We start from the raw sequence: 16,585 nt of genomic DNA, 5'->3' as shown, positions 1-16,585 counted from the left end.
ATCTCCACCTTCTAGTGGCGGCCGAGGGTGCCGCGGCGTTTGGCGAGGTGTTCGAGTCGATTGAACAGCACCACCCCGGCGGTGGTGAGGAGCAACGGCTGGACCAGCAGCCATCCCAGGCCCCAGCCGGTCGGCAGGGCGGCCAGGGAGTGGCCGCCGAGCAGGATGTCGCGCATGGCCTCGATGCCGGGCGCGACGGGAACCAGCAGCCGGCTGAGGGCGGCGATCGGATCGGGCATGGCGGCCAGGGGGACCAGGGTGCCGCCGGCGATGGCGTAGACGGCCACCGACAGCTGGGTGATGATCTCGATGCGTTTGAACACCAGGGTCAGCCCGCACAGGATCAGAGCCAGCCCGCAGGTGCCCAGCGCGATGGCGGCCAGCGGCACGATCACCTGCGCGTCGAGGGGCAGCCGCCCGCCCTGGAGGGTGATGGCGACGGCGCCGGTGGCCAGGACGGCCAGCGCGGCGGGCAGGGCCGAGATCACGGCGGCCACCTGGCGGCCGAGGATGCTCGCGGCCGAGGGCAGCGAGGTCAGGTAGGTCTGTTCCAGCACCCCGGACTGGATGTCGCCCAGGTAGCTCCAGAACACCCGGTTGACCTGCTCGTGGATGAAGGTCAGCGCCACCATGCCGAGCAGCACCGGCAGCAGCAGGTCGGGGAGCAGCTGCCCGCGTCCCATGAACAGCACGATGAGCAGGTAGAACAGCGGAAACGTGACCATTTCCAGGATGCCTTCACGCCAGCCGGCGGCCAGGTTGAGCAGGCCCTTGCCGACTTCGGCGGCGAATCCGCGAGCGAAGCTCATGAGGACTCCCGCAGGGCTCGGCGGTGGTTTCGGACGAACAGCAGGCCGCTGACCGCGACCAGGGCGAAAGTGTGCAGGAGCAGCCAGGGCAGGGTGCCGCCGCTCCAGACCTCGGACAGGCTCCGGCCCCCGAACAGCGTCTGGGTGATCGCCTCGATGCCCAGCGTGGTGGGCAGGACCCTGGCGAGAACGGCCAGCCAGTCCGGATAGAAGACCAGCGGCAGGAACGAGCCGTTGAGCAGCAACACCAGTGAGGTGAACAGCGACTGCAGGGCGCCGATCATCGGGGAGGCCAGGGCGAGGGCCGCCAGCAGGAAGGTGAAGGCCAGCACGTTCACCCCCAAAAGTACGGCGGGCAGGAGCGCCGCCCAGCGCGCCGGGATCGTGACCCCGGCCACCAGCATGGGGACGAGCGTGGCGACGGCGGCGACCGCCAGGCCGAACACCGAGGCGGTGACCAGCCGGCCGAGCATCGGCAGCCACGGTGGCGCCGTACTCATCTGGGTCTGGGCGAAGGTGCCGGCGCGTTTCTCCTCGATGAGGTCGGCCACCATCACCAGCGCGGCGTACTGCAGGAACCAGTAGCCGCCGATCGCGACGAGGGTCTGCGGCAGCAGATCCTGGCGCAGCTGCCCCTGGCCCAGCACGAACTGCAGGCCGAGGTACATCATGGTGCTGATCAGCAGCGTGATGACGTGGCCGATCGGGTGGGCCAGCTGCACGCGCAGCCCCTTGCCGATCTCGGCGCCCAGGACGTCAAGCATGGGACGGCTCGTTCACCAGGGCGAGGAACACGTCCTCCAGGTCGGGCTGGACCTGGGTCAGCGACTCCAGGACGGCCCCGTGCGCGCGCAGGCGTTCGACCACGTCGTACACCTCGCCGGGTTCGTTCACCCGCACGTCGATCGTGGTGACGCCCTCGCGGGTGACGGCGTCGAAGCCGGCCGGCGCGGTTCCTTCGACGCGGATCTCGTAGCGGTCGCGTTCGCGGAAGCCGGCCAGCAGCTCGTGCGTGGGCAGGTCGGCCACGAGCCGTCCCCGGCGCATGACGGCCACCCGGTCGCACAGCTCCTGGGCCACGTCCAGCTGGTGGGTGGTGATCAGAACGGTGGTGCCCAGTTCACGGGCCAGCTCGGCGATCCAGTCCTTGACGACACGGGTGGCCTCGACGTCCAGGCCGAGCGTCGGCTCGTCCAGCAGCACGATCGGCGGGCCGGCGATCAGGGCGACGGCGATCGCTACCTTCTGCTGCATGCCGCGGGAGAAGCCGCCGACCTTGTCGCCGCGCCGTTCCCACAGCCCCAACCCGGTCAGCAGGTCCCTGGCACGGTCGGCGACCTGGGCCTTGCGCAGGCCTTTGAGCCGGCCGAAGTACATCAGGTTCTGCCAGGCCGACAGGCTCCAGTAGACGTTGCGCGAGCCCTCCAGCACGGCTCCGAACTGCGCCATCGCGGCCGAACGCTGCCGGGTCACGTCGAAGCCGCCCAGCCGGACCCGGCCGGAGGTGGGGGTCAGCAATCCGGCGAGCATCTTGATGGTGGTGGTCTTGCCCGCGCCGTTGGGTCCCAGGAAGCCGAACACCGATCCGGCGGGAACGCGCAGCGACACCTCGTCGACGGCCCGCGCCTGGGCCGTGCCGTACACCTTGGTCAGCGCTTCGATATCGATCATGTCATCTCCTCGGTGGGGGAACCCCGGCCCCGGGTCGCGGGGCCGGGGCGGGCGGTCAGAGCTCGTCGAACATTTCGATGTCCTCCGCCGTGACCTCGCGGGCCACCTCGAACGCCGCGACGGCCGCCGCGGTGCCGGGCGCCGCCTGGCGGGCAGCCCGCAGGCTGGCGGCGCTGTCCCAGCGCCAGACGCCGACCCACGTCTCGTCGTCGAGCCGGCCGAGGCGTGCCTCGGTGAGACCGGGCTGGGCGGCCCTGATCGCGGTGACCAGGGCGGCGTGCCTGGCCCTGACCTGGTCGGTGTCGGCGGGATCGGCCTGGAAGCGCGTGACGCTGACGATCGACATGACTAGACCTCTTCTCTAGAGTTCACTTCTAGTAACTGCATCTAGAGATAGACTCTAGCCATGAGTGATGTCAAACCGGCGAGCAAGCGGGCGCGGAAGGCGCAGGAGACGCGACAGCGCATCCTGGCGGCGGCACTGGAGTTGTTCGTGCGGGACGGATACGGCGCGACGAATCTTCAGGACGTCGCCGACCGGGCCGGGGTCGCGGTGCAGACGATCTACTTCGTCTTCGGCAACAAACGCGCCCTGCTGAAGGAACTGGTCGACGTCACGATCGCGGGCGACGAGGAGCCCGTGGCCACGATGGACCGGCGGTGGTACACCGACGCGCTGGCCGCGGACACCGCCCACGACATGGTCCGCGCCTACGTCGCCGGCACGACCTCCATCCTGGAACGAGCCGCGCCCATCGGCAAAGTCCTGGAAGGAGCGGTCGCGAGCGACCCCGAGGTCGCCGCCCTGTGGCCGCACGAGGTCGATCCGCGCTACGTCGTCCATCGAGAGGCCGCCGAAGCGCTGGTCGCCAAACCGGGCGCACGGGAACGACTGCCGGCGGAGGAAGCGGCCGATCTGCTGTTCGGCCTGCTCAGCCCCGAGCTGTACCTGCTGTTCACCCGCGAGCGGGGCTGGTCACGTGAGCGCTGGGAGCAGTGGGCCGGCCAGACCCTTCGCGCCCAGCTTTGTTCGGGCTAGGTCTGCCGGCGGGCAGCGTCGGGTTGTGGAGCGGGAGCCACCGCGCGCCGTGCTCACGGAAGGCGCGCAGGCTCGCGGCGAGCGGCTCGGCCGCGACCGCGATGCGGTCGGCGGCCGAGGCGTCCGCGTGCGGGCGGTCCAGGACGATGGGGTGATCGCCGGTGGATTGCCCCGCCACAGCGGTCACTTCTTGTCGTAGGTGAGGATGACCGTGCCGTTCTCGAGGGTGCGGGTGCCCGCGAGCTCGAAGTGGGTGGGGGAGAAGTCGGTGGTGAACAGGGGGATCCCGGCTCCGGCGACCACCGGGTAGAGCTTGATGACGAGCTTGTCGATCTCCGGGAGCAGGGTGCCCGCCAGCCGGGCGCCGCCCGTCAGGTAGACGTCCTTGCCGTCCTCTGCCTTCAGCCGGCGGATCCTGCCGACCACGTCGGTGGAGATGATCTCAACCGCGGGGTCCAGGGTCTCTTTCATGCTTTCCGAGACCACGTACTGGCGCAGGTGGGCGTACGGGCTGGTGACCCCGATCTCCAGGGCGGGCTCGTAGGTGACGCGCCCCTGCACTCCGGCGTCGAAGTTCCGGTTGGGGCCGTGCACGCCGAGCTGCTCGCGCAGGTGCGTCGGCAGGGTGTCGGGATAGTCCTCGACGATGAAGTCGATGACGTCCTGCGTCACCGGGAAGAAGTCGGCGCTCCCGTCGGGGGCGGCGATGCGGCCGTCGATGGTCATGCCGATGTAGTAAACGAGCTTTCGCATATCTAGTCCTGTTCGCGGTCTTTATTTGGTTTCAAGCGGGATGGCGTAAAGCGGCGGCGTCCTGGAGCCGGCCGCGCCGGACTACCGGTTGCCGCCGGGCTTGGGTAGGGGTTTGGGCCGCGGCACCGAGCGCGGTTGGGGATTCGGCTGCCGGCGACCCGGCTTGGCCTGGGGGAAAGGGCGTGAGGCCGGGCCGGCGGTCCATGACGGAGCGGCGGCGGACGGCGCGGTGAAGCCGGTCAGGGCGTTGAGCTGAACTCGCATCTCTGCGTTCCTCCCAGTTGGCGCTTTCGGCGTAGTACTCTGCCTGTAGTGGTTGAACCGTAGTACTATGATTGAAGTGGTGTCAACATCGATTCCAGGAGAGATCGCAATGCGGCAGAACCCGGCACGACGGGCGGCGCTCCTCGACGCGGCCATCGAGGTCCTGGCCCGCGAGGGCGCGCGCGGACTGACCTTCCGCGCCGTCGACGTCGAGGCGCGGGTGCCCAACGGCACGGCTTCCAACTACTTCGACAACCGCGACGATCTGCTCACCCAGGTCGGCCACCGCTTCTACGAGCGGCTGGAGCCCGACCCGGGGGTGATGGCCGCCGTCCTGGAGGGTCCGCGTGACCGCGACCGGGTCACCGAGCTCATGCACGACCTGGTGGACCGCGTCAGCCACTTCCGCTCCGGATACCTGGCACTGCTGGAGCTACGCCTGGAGGCCACCCGCCGCCCGGAACTGCGCCGCCTGCTCACCGAACGCATCCGTGCCGACGTCGAGGCCAACATCAGCCACCACACCCAGGCCGGCCTGCCCGGGGACGCGACCACCGTGGTCCTGCTCTACCTGGCGCTGAACTGGCTGATCCTGGAACGGCTCACGCTGCCCGACATCTTTCCCGAGGACCAGATCCACACCCTGGTCACCGACGTGGTCGAACGCATCCTGCCCGGCCCCCGACGCGCGACCTGACGCACGCGGCGTCAGGCGTCCCGGGCTCGGTCCCGAATCTCGCCGACCCCCTTCCGAGACGAGCTTCCGAGTCGTCTGGCCGGAGTGTCACCCACCTCCCGAGCCGGATCCGTCACACGGGTCCCGAGACCTGGCAGCGATCTCTCCGCCACGCACTGTCACCGCCGCGTTCGTGCCGGAGCCGTTCGATTGACGGCCCCGGTTGACGCGGGGATGCCTGGAGCGAGGTTCCGGCCGTCGCGGGACGGGCCGGCCTGCGGCAGGCGAAGGCGGACGGTTCCCTGGTCCGCGCGGGAATAAGACCGGCGGTATGGCATTGCGGCTTGTTCAGATTGCGATGAATGCCGGAGACGACTCCGCGGTCGGCCGGTTCTGGGCGGAGGCGCTCGGCTGGAGTGTCTCCAGCGAGGAACGCGGCGTGACCAACGTCGAGCCTGAGGGCTTCGTCCATCCCGACCCCGTCGCCGTCTGCGTCGACGTCCTTTCCGTCCCGGAGCCCAAGACGGTGAAGAACCGGGTGCACGTCGACCTCGCCACCACCTCCGTGGCCCATCAGGCGGAGTTGGTCGCGCGCCTCAAGGCTCTCGGCGCGACGCCCGTCGACGCGGGTCAGGGCGACGTCCCGTGGACGGTCCTGGCCGACCCGGAGGGCAACGAGTTCTGCGTCCTCACCCCGCGCTGACGCGGAGCCTTGCCGGCCCTCACCCTGGACACCGGCGACGGCCGGTGCGAGGAAGGGGAAGGAGAAGGGGCTTCCCCACCATGGCAGGGACCACTCGCCGGAAAACCGTTTGAGCCTTCCGCCCGCGTTCCCATAAGTTGCCTGCGACCGCGTCGCAGTGAGGACAGAGGAAAAACCGCGTGACCCCGCCTGCTCTTTAGACCTGACACCTTCTTTCGCTCACCTTCAAGCCGGCCCTTCCGTCGGCTCTGCCGGGCTGCCCGTGCGCGCCCGGTCATACAGCGTTTGAGGCCGCGCGCAATCGGCCTCGTGTCAGGTCTAGAGAGATCATGTCTTCACAACCTCATATCGTGCTGCCCTGGGTCGTTCGCCGGACCAGGCTGCCTCTGCTGTCGTTGCGGTGCGTGGACTGCCGGTCGGAGTCGGCCACCACCGGCGAGGGCAGGTTCCGCGTCAACGCCAACGGCAACCTGCTGGACGTGTGGCTGCTGGTCCGCTGCGTGTCCTGCGATCGGACGAGCAAGCTCACCGTGCACGAGCGAGCACCGGTCAGATCCTTCGATCCGGCCGAGCTCGACGGCTATCACGCCAACGATCCGGAGCGGGTGGCGTCCAGGCTGCTGGATCCGCTGCTCGCCCGGCGCAACCGCTTCACCCTGGACTGGAAGGGGGCCTGGCGGCTGGACACCCCGCCGGTATGGCTCGACGATGCGTGGCCGGTCCAGGTCGAGGTCGTCTTCGAGGATCCGGTCCCGGTGCGCCCGGACTGGCTCATCGCACGCGGGCTCGGCTTCAGCAGGAACGAGGTGCGGCGCCGGATCAAGTGCGACACTTCGTTGCGCCGTCCGACGAGCACCGGGTTCACCTTCACCGTGATGGCCGGGGACTAGCGGGGACTAGCGGGGACAGCGGGGACAGCGGGGACATGGCCGCGGCGCGCGTTCCTCGAGCGTCCGTGCGCGACACGCCTCGTCCGGCGGCGGCTCCGGCGGCAGGGAGTCGCCCAGGGCGGCCACGGTGCGCGGAGCGGGTCGGTGTGGCCCGCTCCGTCGGGGCCTTCATCACCGGTTCCACGACGGCACCGCGGCCGGCCGCTCATGTGCGTGATATCGGACCAGGTGTCACGTGCATGAGCGGTAGCCGATCATGGCAGAGCAGGCGATCCGGCCTCGAAGCCGGTCATCACCAGGGCGTCCGGCGGCACCGGGCCGGCGCGGGCGCTTGGCGCTCCCGTCAATGTCACGAGCAACACCGTGGTCCCCAGCGCAGTGGCCCCCGCCCGCGATCCCCGCCATGGCGGGGATCGACGACCCCGGCAAACGGGAGACGCAGGCACAGAACAACTGAAGCGACCGTGTCTCACCAAGCTTGACAAGTTGGTCTGGCCCGGGTCCTGTGGAGGCGCCGGTCCTGGCCCCACCGTTCTGGCGATCTTCGGGTTCCGGCCCGTGACCCGCCGCGGTGGGTCCGTGGTCACCGGTCCCTCTCCACCCACCTGGAGTGCTGTCTCCTCGCCCAAGCCGGTTCCACGTACCCGGTGCGCATCCCCCGCCGTGCTTGCGGATCCAGGTACGCCATCCGGATGTGCCCGAGCACCACGAGGGTGATGGCCAGGGCCGTCACGTCGTGCACGAAGATGGCGCTCGTCCGGGAGATCACCGGCAGGAGTCCGCCGAACCACATCAGCAGACCGGTGAACATCATGATCGGCACGGTTCCGGCCATCCACCCCGCGTAGATCTTCTGCCCGGCGTTGAACTTGCCGGCGGGCCGCCGATCAGGCGAGGTCCAGCCCTTGCGGACCGCGCGCAGCCACTCCTTGTCGTACCGCGCCAGCCGGTTCAGCCTGCGGAGGTCGGCGCGGAACGCCGACGAGGCGAGGCCGAGCAGGAACGGCGCCGGCAGCAGGATCCCCGACCACTCGTGGATGACGACCACCAGGTGGCGGCGGCCGACCAGTTGGGCAAGCGGCGAGAAGTACAGGCAGGCCGCCGCCGCCGCGCACAGCAACATGAGCCCGGCCGTGGCACGGTGGACCAGCCGCTCGGCGCGGGTGAAGCGCAGTATGCGCCCGGAGCGTTCAGACGGAGCGGTCGGCTCCGTCGAGCCAACCGTCGACGTCATAGCCGTACTCCTCCCAGTAGCCAGGAATGACCTTGTCGGTCACGGAGATACCGGAGAGCCATTTGGCTGATTTGTAGAAGTACATCGGCGCCGCGTACAGCCGGACGGGCCCGCCTTGGGGGTGCGAGAGCGGCTTGTCCTGCATCTTCAGGGCCACCAGCATGTCGGAACGGCGCGCCTGCGCGAGCGTGAGGCTTTCGCTGTACACGCCGTCGAAGCAGGTGAAGCGGACCGCTTTGGCCTCCGGTCGCACACCGGCCGCGTCGAGGAGGTGCGAGAGCAGCACCCCTTCGAAGGGCGTGTTCGGGACCCGCCAGCCGTCGGTGCACTCCACGTCACCGACGACCCGGGTCTGCGGCAACGCGCGCAGGGCGTCCAGCGTGTACGTCGCGGGGCGGTCGACGAGGCCGTCGATCGTCAGCCGGTAGTTCGTCCGGTCCTTCGGCGGTACCGAGCCCGCGACGCTGAAGTAGCGGAAGCCACTCGGATTGGGCAGGAGTCCGGTCAGTCCGCTGGGGTCGTTCTGGGAGACGGCTCCGAGGGCCTTCTCCCAGCCGCCCTGCAGGTAGGGCGCGGCCACAAGGCCGGCGGCGCCGGCGGCGAGCATCGAGAACATCACCCGCCGTGCGATGGGAGGGCCGCTTTCTGCTTCGTCTCGTGAATCGGTCACCCCGCCATTCGAGCAGCCACGACGGTGATGAGCCAACGGCGACGGGGAGCCGTAAGACTTCCGTCAGGCTTGCTCGGATGCCGGCGTTCTTGCGGGCGGGACGGTGTCAGCGGCCCGATCATCTCCCGTGGCGGGCCACCGTCGCGCGGCACGCCGGCCCTCCCCATGCGTTACCGGTTTGACAGGTGACGGGCGGTGCTGCCAGCATCGTCACCAGCCGAACAGGTGACGCCGGTGGGCGTGCCCGCCCGGACGACCGATCACCTCAGGAAGGAAGAACACCATGGCTGCCAGCTACACCGCGGTCGTCACCGTGACGGGAGAGGGCCGCAACGGGGGCCGCGTCACGGCCGACGACGGCCTGCTCGACACCACCCTCGCCGTCCCCAAGGAGCTGGGCGGGGCCGGGGGAGCCACCAACCCCGAGCAGCTGTTCGCCGCCGGCTGGGCCGCCTGCTTCCTCGGCGCGGTCAGGAGGGCGGCGGCCCAGCGCAAGGTGAGGCTGACCAGCACGAGCGTCACGGCCGAGGTGACCCTGAACCACAGCCAGGACGACGAGTTCGGCCTCGGCGCCGTCCTCACCCTCGAACTCGGCGGCGTGGACGCCGGGACCGCCGACGAGCTCGGCGCGGCCGCCCACCAGCTCTGCCCCTACTCCAAGGCGACCCGGGGCAACATCCCGGTCACCATCCGGGCGACCGCCGCCGCCTGACGTCCCGCCGCGTCGGCGGCGCCGGGCGCTCCGCAGCGAAGGAGTAGCGAAGGAGTACCGTGTCGCACATTCTGAATCTCGCAAGGGCCCTGTCGGTGGTCCTGCTCGCGTTGGCCGTCGCCATCGCCTGCTTCGCCCAGGTGTTCTGAACCCGGCGGCGCGAACGGGGAACGCGAGGGCCGCCGAGCCGGATCGGCCGCGGCCCTCGCGTCCCGCCTCACGGCGTCCGGCGTCCTCAGGACCGCCCGCCGCGTCAGGCAGGCGCGATGAGTTCCGCGGCCCGCTCCGCGATGCCGTACACGGTCGCGTTGGTGTTCCCCGACACGATCGACGGCATCACCGACGCGTCGGCCACGCGCAGGCCCTCGATGCCGTGTACCCGCAGTTCCTCGTCCACCACCGCGCCCTCGTCCCGGCCGATCGCGCAGGTGCCGGCCGGATGGAAGTACGAGGCCAGGCCCGCGCGCAGGTAGGCCCGCAGGGCCCTGGTGTCCCGCACGTCCGCGCCCGGCAGCACCTCGCCGCCGCGCCAGCCGTCCAGCGCCCGCGCCCGGCCGATCTCCCTGGCGGCCCCCAGGCCCGCGACCATCGTGGCCAGGTCGCGCGCGTCGGAGTAGTAGCCGGGGTCGATGACGGGCGGGGACGCGGGGGAGGCGGACGCCAGGCGTACGGTGCCGCGGCTGTGCGGGCGCATCAGGGACACGCGGATGGTGTAGCCCCGCTGCGGGCCGCCGAGCGCGGGGGAGTGGCTCGGGACGTCCACGAAGATGATCTGCAGGTCGGGACCGGTCCGCGCGTCCGGGCCGCGCAACAGGCCGAGCGCCTCCCCGTGGTTGTTCCTGGGCGTGGGGATGGGGCGGGCGGGCGCGTACACCAGGCCGGCCATGACGTGGTCCTGCAGGTTCGACCCGACCCCCGGCAGGTCGTGCACGACCTCGACGCCCGCCTCCCGAAGGTGCCGGTGCGGCCCGACGCCGGACAGCATCAGCAGGTGCGGTGTCCCGATGGCACCGGCCGCGAGCACCACCTCCCTGGTGGCCCGTACGGTGACCTGCTCGCCGCCGACGGTGCAGACCACGCCCACGCACCGGCCGCGTTCGACCAGGACGCGGCGGACCGGGGCGTCCGTCATGACGCGCAGGTTGCCGCGCCCGGAGGCCGGAGCCAGGTACGCGTCGGCGGCGCTCTGCCGCCTGCCGTCGACGATGTTCAGATCGGGCCATCCGAAGCCCTCCTCCACGCCCGAGGAGATGTCGGCGGCCCTGCGGTGCCCGGCCTCCACGGCCGCCTCCACGCAGGCTTCGAGCACGGGGTTCGGCTCCGCGGCGGGGGCGACGGTCAGCGGGCCGCGCCGGCCTCGCCACCTGGTGCCGCGCCCCGGCGCCCGTTCGCTCCGCTTGAGGTAGGGGAGGAGGTCGTCGAAGCTCCACCCCTTCGCCTCCCAGGCGTCATAGCCGGAGCGGTGCCCTCGGGTGAAGACCATGGCGTTGATGGCCGACGATCCCCCGAGCCCGCGGCCCCTGGCCAGCGGGATCGACGTCCCGGTCGACGCCTGGTCGGTGGTGCGCTCCCCCCAGTCGCGTGACGTCCCGAGCAGGCGCGGCCACGCGGGCGGGTCGGAGACGAACTCGGACGGGCCGGTGCCGCCCGCCTCCAGCAGCACCACGCGCGCGCCGGCGTCCTCGGACAGCCGGGCCGCCAGCACACTGCCCGCGGTGCCCGCCCCCACCACCACGTAGTCGTACTCCACCACGCCCCCTGACTCGTCACCGGTTCAAATGGTGACGACCATTGCACGACTGGAAGTCACCTGTCAAACTGGTGATGTGAATCATGTCTTTCTGTGCGGCAACCCCGCGCTCGACTTCGCCTGCACGGTCCGCGCGCGCCGCACCGCGCACGTGGAGACGCTCGACGCTCCCGACCGGCTCGACGCCTGGTACGTGGAGTCCGGCGTCGTCGACGTCGTCTCCTCCTGCACGGAAGCGGATCTGGTCCGGGCGGTGGCGCTGCGGGAGGCCGTCTACGGGCTGGTCACCTCCCGGCTGGCCGGTGACGGATACGACGACCAGGCGCTCGCCCTGGTGAACGAGACGGCTCGCAAACCCCCGGCGACGCCCCAGCTCACGGCCGAGGGGCGGTGGGTCGAGGCGACCCCGGCGCAGGCGCTGTCCACCGTGGCCCGGCACGCCATCGAGCTGCTCAGCGGGCCGGAGATGCCGCTGATGAAGGAGTGCGCCAACCCCGAGTGCACCAAGATCTTCATCGATCGGTCGCGCGGCGGGCGCAGGGAGTGGTGCGGCATGGAGTCCTGCGGCAACAAGATCAAGGCGGCGGCCTACCGGGCGCGCAAGAAGGAGGTGCGGGCGGCAGGCGCGCGCTGACCGCGACCGACGCCCTGGGTGGTGGCGGTTCGCCTCAGGTGATCGTGATGGCAGTCGGGGCCAGCTGCCGGCTGAGCCTCAGGACGGCCTTGGCCGTTCGCGGGTCGGCGGCCGGGGCGAAGGGGCGGACGGGACGGGCCCTGGGCCCGATGACCAGGCCGGTCCGCCCGTCGAGCGAGACGTCGGCCGCGGCGAGGATCGACGACCGTGCCGCCACCGCCGCGGAGCCGGACGTGGCGTATTCGAAGGTTCGCCGGAGCAGCGGCCAGAGCAGTCGCAGTCCCGGCGAGACGATTCTGGACGACAGCATGGTGCCGTTGGTCATGTCGGTGGCCGCCCCGCCAGGATCGGCCGCGAAGACCGAGACGCCCGTGCCTCGCAGCCGCTCCGCGAGATCCAGCGTGTAGGCGAGGTTGGCGAGCTTCGCCCGGCCGTACCAGTGGAAGCCGTAGTAGCCGCCCGGCGGCTCGACGGCGTCGAAGGAGCGTTTGGCGACCCGGATCGAACCCGAGGTGACGCTCACGATCCGGCCTCGTCCTGCGGCCTGGAGCGGTTCCAGCAGCAGTTCGGTCAGCAGGTACGGGGAAAGGTGGTTCACGGCGAACGACGCCTCGATCCCGTCCTCCGTCTGCTGCCGGTCCGCGAACATCGCCCCGACGTTGTTGACCAGGACGTTCAACGGTCCTTCCCCGGCGAGGCGGGTCGCGAGCGCCCGTACGGCATCGAGCGACGCGAGGTCCGCGGCGATGAACCTCGCCCCCGGGCCGGTCGTGACCGCGTCGATTCGCTCGACCGCGCGGGCACCCCGCTCTGCGTTGCGGCCCACCACGGTCACCGCGTGACCGATCGCCGCCAGCCCCATCGCGGTCTCCAGGCCGATTCCCCCGGTCCCCGCCGTCACCACAGCCCGTTCGTCCATGTTCTCGCCCTTCGCCGGCCATCCGTTAACGGATGGCTATCCGCTTTCTGGCTCGTACCGTAGCATAAGCGGATGGGTATCCGATTAGAAGGGCGGAATGCGGCAGCGAACCTACGAGCCGGAAATCTCAGACCGTCGTCAACGCGGAGGGCGCAGACCTTCGAGGAGAACGCCGAGGTAGAGCTCCGCGTGCCCGGCGTCGTCGTCACCGGAGCGGACCGCGTGCTCGACGCCGCAGAGCAGGCGGCGGATGTCGTCCGCCTCGATGCCATGGCGAACGGCCCCCGCGAGGCGAGCGCGGTCGAGCAGTTCGGCGACGGCGCGGTCGAGCTCGGCCTTCATCGCCGAGGTCCGCGCGTCGGCGTCGCTGGCGGATCCGAGCACCGCCGCGAACCCGGCGTCGTCCAGCGCGCGTCCGAGAGCGAAGCGCAGGAGGCGGTGCAGGCCCGCGAGCGGATCCTCGTCGGCCGCCGCGGCCTGCGCCTCACGGACCAGCTGCTGAAAGCTCTCCGCCAGCAGTGCTTCCAGCAACGCGTGCCTGTTGGGGAAATGCCGGTACACGGTCCCGACGCCCACTCCCGCGAGCCGGGCGATGGTGTTCAGCATGAGCGAGTCGTCACCCGCGGCCAGTTGCTCCCTGGCGACCTGCAACACCCGTGCGCGGTTGCGCGCGGCGTCCGCGCGCAACGCCGTCCCCCGCTCGACATTGGGTGTCACGGGCCCAGCCTAGGCCAAACTCGCCGAGCGTCGCCCGGCCGGCCACCGCGCCGCGGGTGCCGCGGTTCCACAAGGCCGGTCCGGGTCACCGCGCCCGCCGGGAGCGGGCCGTGGTGTCGTGGCGGGCGAGGGCGCCGGCGAGGTCGCCGAGGTGCCGGGAGACCGGCCCCAGGGTGAGCAGGCCGCTGCCCGCCCCGGCCAGCTCCGCCGCGGCAGGGGTGAGCTCCTCGCGCGCGCGTTCCATCGTCTCCCGGTCGCCGACGGCGATCGCGGCCCGCGCGACGAGGCACCACAGGGCCTCGGACATCAGGTCGCGGGGCGGGTCGGGGACGCCGCGCAGCGCCTCGGCGGCCTCGGCGGGACGGTCCCTGGACAACAGCACCAGGGGACGGGCCCATGACTCGTAGGGGCCCCAGTCGGTGATCTCGTCGGTGTGCTCGTCGGCGGGGGCGGGCGACGCGTGCCGCAGGCGCAGGCACAGCAGCGCGAGCGGCAGCAGGCCACCCTCCAGGCCGGGCATGCCGGCGCCGTCCAGCCGCGCGGCGGCGTCCCGGTAGGCCGCCTCGATCTCGGCCTCGGGTGCCCGCTCGGCCGCGGCGAGCCGCAGTGCCCGGTACCACTGGGTGAACACGCCCACCAGCGGCCGCTCGTGGCGCTCGGCCAGCCGGTCCGCGGCGGCCGCGTGCCGGTCGGCCTCGGTGAAGTCGGCGAGCGCGCCACGGGCCTGGACGCGGATGAGATGCCCGAGGATCTGGAAGGCCACCAGGTCGTGCCGGGTGGACAGGGCGATCAGCTCGGCGCCGATCTCGTCCCTGCGCGGAGCCAGGCCCGCGCGGTGGAAGGTCTGCATGAACACGCCGTTGAGGGCGAACGCCAGCAGCGCGGGTTCGTCCAGGCGGCGGGCGATCTCCTCGGCCTCGCGGGCGGCCTGGGGCCCGCGCGCCGAGCGGGTGCCGCGCGACTCCACGGCGATCGTGGCCAGCAGGCCGGCCCGTGCCGCCTCGTGCGCGCCGGGCGGGATGCCGGCCAGGGCGCGTTCGGCCGCCGCCACGACACGCGCCGCCTGTTCGGGGTCGTCAGAACGGGTCCAGATCGCCGGGACGTCGTAGGCGCCGATCACCCGGGCGGTCAGTTCCACGTCGTCCAGTTCCTCGGCGGCGGCGATGGCCGCCAGGCGGTGTCGGCGAGCCGCCTCCAGGCCGGCGCCTCCGGTCACCGCGAGGCTGCGCAGCAGGCCCACCGCCGACTCCAGCCGGGACCGGGGACCGGAGGTCACGGTGCGGTCGTAGACGGCGGCGGTCTGCGCCCACACCCGGGCCGCCGCCCCGCCAGGGCCGGACGCGAGATCGAGGTGGCCGGCGTGGTGGAGGATGTCGGTCTCCAGGCGGCGCAGGGGCGGGCCCGGATCCACCCCCAGCTGCTGGACCAGCGTCGTTCGTGCCCGGCGCAGCACGGCGAGCGCGTCGCCCTGGCGGCCGGCGCGGTACAGCGCGAGCGCCAGCAGCCGCCAGGCGTCCTCGCGCCAGGGGTGCTCGGTCACGTGCGCGTCAAGGTCCGGCACCGCCTCGGCGGCCAGGCCGAGGGCCAGCCGGATCTCGGCCTGGCGCTCGACGGCCTGCAGCCGCACCTCGACCAGGCGGGCGCGTTCCGTGCGGGCCCAGGTCCGGTCGGCGAACTCGGCGTAGGCGGGCCCGCGCCACCATCCCAGCGCCTCGGCCAGCCGGGCGAGCCCGTCCTGGGGCGGCAGCGTCGCGGCGGCCGACACCGCGCGTTCGAAGCGCCAGGCGTCCACCGCGCCCGGCTCGGCGCGCAGCGCGTACCCCGGCCCCTCGGTGACCAGCAGCCGGGCCGGGGTCCGGGGCGGGCGCCCGGGTTCCAGCGCGCGGCGCAGTGCGGCCACGAAGGTGCGCACCGCGCCCACCGCGCCGGGCGGCGGATCGTCCCACAGGTCCTCGACCAGGCCGGTGATCGGGACGACGCGACGGCGGGCGATGATCAGCCGGGCCAGCACCTCGCGGTGCCGGGGCCCCTTGAGGGCGATCACGCCTGCGGTACCGTCCCAGGCCGTCACCGGCCCCAGCACCCCGAACGTGACCCGCACCCCTTGACCCGTCCCTTCCCGGGGCATCCCCCCTGGCCACGGTAGCGCGCTGACCGGATGCTCATTCACGCCCGGCAGGCTGAAGGCGTCCAACCACCTATGGAAATGAGCGCGGCCATGGCGCCTGTCATCACCGGATTCGACTACCGGCGCGTCCCCGTCGCCGACGGCGTGTCCCTGAACGCGGCCGTCGGGGGGACGGGCACTCCGATCGTGCTGCTGCACGGTTTCCCCCAGACCCACCTGATGTGGCGGCACGTCGCCGCCGACCTGGCGGCCGACCACACCGTGATCTGCCCCGACCTGCGCGGCTACGGAGCCAGCGACAAACCGGCCGAGACCGACGGCACCGCCTACGCCAAGCGGACCATGGCCGCCGACATCGTCGCCCTGGCCCGCGCGCTGGGGCATGAGCGCTTCGCGCTGGCCGGGCACGACCGGGGCGCACTGGTCGCCATCCGCGCCGGTCTCGACCATCCCGGGACGATCACCCACCTGGCCGGCCTCGACGTGCTGCCCACGCTGGACATGTGGGAGGTGATGCACGGCACCACCGCCGCCGTCGGCTTCCACCTGTACCTGATGGCCCAGCCTCCGGGCCTGCCCGAACAGATGATCGCCGCCAGTTCCGACGCCTTCTTCGGGTATTTCCTGGACATCTGGGCCAAGGACCCGCGGGCGATCCCCGCCGACGTCCGCGCCGCCTACCTGGAGGCCTGCCGCGCGGCGGTGCCCTCGATCGTGGCCGACTACCGCGCCTCCGCCGGTGTTGACGTCGACCACGACCGGGCCGACCGGGACGCGGGCAACCGGCTGCGGATGCCGGTCACCGTGCTCCAGCAGGACTGGGGGGCCGCCCTCGGCTTCGACGCGGCGGCGCTGTGGAGCGCCTGGGCCCCCGACCTGCGGCACATCCCCGTCACCTTCGGCCACTTCATGGCGGAAGAGGCCCCCGCCGAGGTCGCCCAGGCCCTTCGGGACCTGCTCTCGCGCCGGACGACCGGCCCGCGCTGACCCCGCCGCCCGGCGTGACCCGCGCCCGG

The 16,585-nt window shown here is 71.8% G+C and carries 17 protein-coding genes and 1 pseudogene; 7 read left to right on the top strand and 11 right to left on the bottom strand.

Features of this window, described 5'->3' with window-relative positions:
* Window positions 1-11 precede the first annotated feature (11 nt).
* Genes ACTOQ1_RS12875 through ACTOQ1_RS12860 form a run of 4 tightly spaced genes read right to left on the bottom strand, consistent with a single transcriptional unit; the run spans window position 12 to window position 2,826 of the window.
* The gene (locus ACTOQ1_RS12875) at window positions 12-809 is read right to left on the bottom strand and encodes an ABC transporter permease (protein WP_440066833.1); all 798 of its coding nucleotides are present in this window, start codon (window positions 807-809) and stop codon (window positions 12-14) included.
* Window positions 806-1,573, bottom strand: coding sequence for an ABC transporter permease (locus tag ACTOQ1_RS12870; RefSeq protein ID WP_440066832.1), 768 nt, complete (start codon window positions 1,571-1,573; stop codon window positions 806-808). Before ACTOQ1_RS12870 ends, ACTOQ1_RS12875 begins: the two co-directional genes overlap by 4 nt.
* Window positions 1,566-2,480, bottom strand: coding sequence for an ABC transporter ATP-binding protein (locus ACTOQ1_RS12865; RefSeq protein WP_440066830.1), 915 nt, complete (start codon window positions 2,478-2,480; stop codon window positions 1,566-1,568). Before ACTOQ1_RS12865 ends, ACTOQ1_RS12870 begins: the two co-directional genes overlap by 8 nt.
* 55 nt (window positions 2,481-2,535) lie before the next feature.
* The gene (locus ACTOQ1_RS12860; protein WP_440066828.1) at window positions 2,536-2,826 is read right to left on the bottom strand and encodes an antibiotic biosynthesis monooxygenase; all 291 of its coding nucleotides are present in this window, start codon (window positions 2,824-2,826) and stop codon (window positions 2,536-2,538) included.
* Between the two features lie 60 nt (window positions 2,827-2,886).
* On the opposite strand from ACTOQ1_RS12860, the gene ACTOQ1_RS12855 reads away from it, so the two are divergent.
* Window positions 2,887-3,519 (top strand): TetR/AcrR family transcriptional regulator, encoded by a 633-nt coding sequence (locus ACTOQ1_RS12855; protein WP_440066826.1) that lies wholly within the window; start codon window positions 2,887-2,889, stop codon window positions 3,517-3,519.
* A 183-nt stretch (window positions 3,520-3,702) separates the two neighbouring features.
* On the opposite strand, the gene ACTOQ1_RS12850 is transcribed toward ACTOQ1_RS12855, so the two are convergent.
* Window positions 3,703-4,272, bottom strand: a complete 570-nt coding sequence (locus ACTOQ1_RS12850; RefSeq protein WP_440066824.1) for a dihydrofolate reductase family protein — start codon at window positions 4,270-4,272, stop codon at window positions 3,703-3,705.
* Window positions 4,273-4,645: 373 nt separating this feature from the next.
* On the opposite strand from ACTOQ1_RS12850, the gene ACTOQ1_RS12845 reads away from it, so the two are divergent.
* From ACTOQ1_RS12845 to ACTOQ1_RS12835, 3 genes and pseudogenes are all read left to right on the top strand, one after another.
* Entirely contained in the window at window positions 4,646-5,233 is a 588-nt protein-coding gene (locus tag ACTOQ1_RS12845; protein WP_440066822.1) for a TetR/AcrR family transcriptional regulator, read from the top strand.
* Window positions 5,234-5,543: 310 nt separating this feature from the next.
* A pseudogene (locus tag ACTOQ1_RS12840) lies at window positions 5,544-5,912 on the top strand (VOC family protein); the annotation flags it as partial.
* A gap of 353 nt (window positions 5,913-6,265) precedes the next feature.
* Window positions 6,266-6,805 carry a DUF1062 domain-containing protein gene (locus tag ACTOQ1_RS12835; RefSeq protein WP_440066821.1) on the top strand — a complete coding sequence of 180 codons (540 nt, stop codon included), beginning with the start codon at window positions 6,266-6,268 and terminating at the stop codon, window positions 6,803-6,805.
* Window positions 6,806-7,388: 583 nt separating this feature from the next.
* Here ACTOQ1_RS12835 and ACTOQ1_RS12830 read toward each other — a convergent pair.
* Window positions 7,389-8,039, bottom strand: coding sequence for a cytochrome b/b6 domain-containing protein (locus ACTOQ1_RS12830; protein WP_440066819.1), 651 nt, complete (start codon window positions 8,037-8,039; stop codon window positions 7,389-7,391).
* Window positions 7,996-8,709 carry a molybdopterin-dependent oxidoreductase gene (locus tag ACTOQ1_RS12825; protein WP_440066817.1) on the bottom strand — a complete coding sequence of 238 codons (714 nt, stop codon included), beginning with the start codon at window positions 8,707-8,709 and terminating at the stop codon, window positions 7,996-7,998. Before ACTOQ1_RS12825 ends, ACTOQ1_RS12830 begins: the two co-directional genes overlap by 44 nt.
* A 283-nt stretch (window positions 8,710-8,992) precedes the next feature.
* On the opposite strand from ACTOQ1_RS12825, the gene ACTOQ1_RS12820 reads away from it, so the two are divergent.
* Complete coding sequence (locus ACTOQ1_RS12820) at window positions 8,993-9,421, top strand: organic hydroperoxide resistance protein (RefSeq protein ID WP_440066815.1); 429 nt, start codon at window positions 8,993-8,995, stop codon at window positions 9,419-9,421.
* Window positions 9,422-9,674: 253 nt separating this feature from the next.
* Here the strand turns inward: ACTOQ1_RS12820 and ACTOQ1_RS12815 are convergent, their stop codons facing one another.
* Window positions 9,675-11,171 carry a GMC family oxidoreductase gene (locus ACTOQ1_RS12815; RefSeq protein ID WP_440066813.1) on the bottom strand — a complete coding sequence of 499 codons (1,497 nt, stop codon included), beginning with the start codon at window positions 11,169-11,171 and terminating at the stop codon, window positions 9,675-9,677.
* Between the two features lie 76 nt (window positions 11,172-11,247).
* On the opposite strand from ACTOQ1_RS12815, the gene ACTOQ1_RS12810 reads away from it, so the two are divergent.
* Window positions 11,248-11,805: a CGNR zinc finger domain-containing protein gene (locus ACTOQ1_RS12810; RefSeq protein WP_440066811.1), complete on the top strand. Its 558-nt coding sequence runs from the start codon at window positions 11,248-11,250 to the stop codon at window positions 11,803-11,805.
* A 34-nt stretch (window positions 11,806-11,839) separates the two neighbouring features.
* Here ACTOQ1_RS12810 and ACTOQ1_RS12805 read toward each other — a convergent pair whose 3' ends face one another.
* The 3 genes from ACTOQ1_RS12805 to ACTOQ1_RS12795 all read right to left on the bottom strand — a co-directional run bounded on the left by ACTOQ1_RS12805 (window position 11,840) and on the right by ACTOQ1_RS12795 (window position 15,542).
* On the bottom strand, window positions 11,840-12,724 hold the full coding sequence (locus ACTOQ1_RS12805; RefSeq protein WP_440066809.1) for an SDR family NAD(P)-dependent oxidoreductase: 885 nt from the start codon (window positions 12,722-12,724) through the stop codon (window positions 11,840-11,842).
* A gap of 138 nt (window positions 12,725-12,862) precedes the next feature.
* Window positions 12,863-13,441, bottom strand: coding sequence for a TetR/AcrR family transcriptional regulator (locus ACTOQ1_RS12800; RefSeq protein ID WP_440066807.1), 579 nt, complete (start codon window positions 13,439-13,441; stop codon window positions 12,863-12,865).
* Window positions 13,442-13,526: 85 nt separating this feature from the next.
* Window positions 13,527-15,542, bottom strand: a complete 2,016-nt coding sequence (locus ACTOQ1_RS12795; protein WP_440066805.1) for an AfsR/SARP family transcriptional regulator — start codon at window positions 15,540-15,542, stop codon at window positions 13,527-13,529.
* Window positions 15,543-15,659: 117 nt separating this feature from the next.
* Between ACTOQ1_RS12795 and ACTOQ1_RS12790 the strand changes: the two genes are divergently transcribed.
* Window positions 15,660-16,556 (top strand): alpha/beta fold hydrolase, encoded by an 897-nt coding sequence (locus ACTOQ1_RS12790; RefSeq protein WP_440066803.1) that lies wholly within the window; start codon window positions 15,660-15,662, stop codon window positions 16,554-16,556.
* The last annotated feature ends 29 nt before the right edge of the window (window positions 16,557-16,585 follow it).

The sequence above is a fragment of the Streptosporangium sp. OZ121 genome (assembly GCF_051918885.1).
Taxonomy (GTDB): Bacteria; Actinomycetota; Actinomycetes; order Streptosporangiales; family Streptosporangiaceae; genus Streptosporangium.
Note: the sequence above shows the minus strand (reverse complement) of the source record. Positions and strands in the feature narration are given on the sequence as shown.